Raw genomic sequence first — 1,637 nt, 5'->3', positions numbered from 1 at the left:
CTTGGCGGTTCAATCGCGAAGGGGGAGGAGCCGCCCGGCGCGCGCGCCTGACCGCCCGGCAGATACCAGCGGCCCTGAAACAGCGCATCGGCAGCGGATGCCCGACCCGGCCGCAGTTCCGGCGGATAGAGCACCATGTGGTCGGGCATGGGGCCGCGCAACGTCTGCCCGTAAATCCATGTGTTGAAAATGCGGGCGAGCGCGGCGTTGCGCGTGCGGGTGAGGGCGGCACCGGCGAGATCGATCAGCCGGTTTCCGGACGGCACGGAGCGCGCAGCGACCCGCCCGCTTTTCTCTCCGTTCCGTTCTTGCGCACCGGCCATGAAGGCGGCCCTTTCCCTCAAGCTGACCTTGAACACTCATGCGCGCCGGGCTTCAGCCGCAGCGCCTGCACTCAGATGTTACCGCGCAATGTAGCAATATTCTTCGCGTAAGCCTCAGGCCCGCCCTTGAAAGTCGCGGTGCCTGCGACGAGAACGGTTGCACCTGCAGCAATGGCGCGCGGCGCTGTCTCGAAATTGATGCCGCCATCCACTTCAAGCTCGACATCAAGCCCTTCCTCATCGATCCGCTTGCGGATGATCTCGATGCGCTTCAACTGGCTTTCAATGAAGCTCTGTCCGCCAAAGCCGGGGTTCACGGACATGACAAGCACGAGATCGATATCGCCAAGAAGCGGCCAGAGAAGTTCGAGCGGCGTGCCCGGGTTAAGCGAGAGGCCCGCCTTGCAGCCCGCGGCCTTGATTGCCTGAATGGTGCGATGGGGATGGGGGCCTGCTTCCGGGTGGAAGGTGATGATATCCGCACCTGCCTTCGCAAAGGCTTCAATATAGGGATCGACTGGCGAAATCATCAGATGCACATCGAACACGCGGTCCGACCAGGGCCGCAGCGCCTTCACCACGTCGGGGCCGATGGTGATGTTGGGCACGAAATGGCCGTCCATCACATCGACATGAATATAGTCGGCACCGGCTTGCGTGATCGCCCGCACTTCCTCGCCCAGCCGTGCGAAATCGGAGGCGAGGATCGAGGGAGAAATCTTGATGCCGCTCTTTTTACCGCTCATGGCGTGGCGCTCTCATGGCAAGGGGTGCCCGGCACCGCCATGAGGCGGCCCGGAGGCTTGATCCAGTGATTAACAGCAAGCCTCAAGAGGCGCAACAATCTGCGCCCGCCGCAGGGGAAATGTTGGCGGCAATATGAGAGGCCCGCGGGATTTCAGCCCAGCAGCGAGGCTTTTTCCGAGGGAACGAACACATAATCGGCGGAGCCGTCATAGCCATCCACCCTCTTCATCCGATAGGCGTCGTTCTCGTATGTCTTGAAGATTGCGTAATCGAAGGGTTCGAGCGTCTCGAATATGGCGCGCCCCGTCGAGCCGGCGCGCTGAAGGGCCGGCTCGCTCACTTCCAGCATCAGCGTGGGACGAAACTTTCCGATGGACCCGATCGCTCCGCGCAAAAAGTGATGCTCCCAGCCTTCTATATCCACCTTGATCAGATCGATTCTGCTGAGGGCATTCTTTTCGGCAAAAAGATCAAGCGTTGTGAGCGTCACATCCTGCTGGATGGTCTGACGGTCGGCCCTGCTCTCTCCCAGATGCGAAAGGCCAAAGCCCACGCTGCCGCGCTTCT

Annotated in this window: 3 protein-coding genes; all 3 read right to left on the bottom strand. The window is 61.4% G+C overall.

What is annotated here, in order from left to right; translation table 11 throughout:
- A partial coding sequence (locus WBF74_RS09200) for a hypothetical protein (protein ID WP_424438519.1) occupies nt 1-323 on the bottom strand: 323 nt, incomplete at its 3' end.
- A gap of 71 nt (nt 324-394) precedes the next feature.
- Nucleotides 395-1,069: a ribulose-phosphate 3-epimerase gene (rpe, locus tag WBF74_RS09195; protein ID WP_424438516.1), complete on the bottom strand. Its 675-nt coding sequence runs from the start codon at nt 1,067-1,069 to the stop codon at nt 395-397.
- 152 nt (nt 1,070-1,221) lie between these two features.
- Nucleotides 1,222-1,637 (bottom strand): FkbM family methyltransferase (locus tag WBF74_RS09190; RefSeq protein ID WP_424438513.1); only part of this gene is annotated, 416 nt, incomplete at its 5' end.

It is taken from the genome of Parvibaculum sp., assembly GCF_049672805.1.
Taxonomy (GTDB): domain Bacteria; phylum Pseudomonadota; class Alphaproteobacteria; order Parvibaculales; family Parvibaculaceae; genus Parvibaculum.
This window is presented reverse-complemented; position numbering and strand designations above follow the sequence as displayed.

Excerpts from the sequence above, each read along its gene's own strand:
- rpe (WP_424438516.1), bottom strand. The coding sequence starts at position 1,069 with ATGAGCGGTAAAAAGAGCGGCATCAAGATTTCTCCCTCGATCCTCGCC.